1 protein-coding gene is annotated in these 233 nt (G+C 58.4%); it reads right to left on the bottom strand.

All coding sequences use genetic code 11. The features are described from left to right. Positions 1-233 (bottom strand): pyruvate kinase (locus KZZ04_RS20900; RefSeq protein WP_257903724.1); only part of this gene is annotated, 233 nt, incomplete at both ends.

The following is a 233-nucleotide window of genomic DNA, read 5'->3' as shown; positions in this document are numbered from 1 at the left end:
CATCCTGGTTGCCTTCGGTCAGCGAATGGCTGGTGGAGAAGGTGAACTTGTCACCGATCTTCAGTTCGATTCGCTTGTTGGCGAATTTGGCGATACGAATTTTCGGGCCTTGCAGGTCACCCAGCAATGCCACGAAGCGGCCATGCTTGGCGGCCAAGTCACGCACCAGCTTGGCGCGAGCCTTGTGCTCGTCCGGGGTGCCGTGGGAGAAGTTCAGACGGGCAACGTCCAAA

The organism is Pseudoalteromonas sp. CR1, from assembly GCF_019392235.1.
GTDB lineage: Bacteria > Pseudomonadota > Gammaproteobacteria > Enterobacterales > Alteromonadaceae > Pseudoalteromonas.
This window is presented reverse-complemented; position numbering and strand designations above follow the sequence as displayed.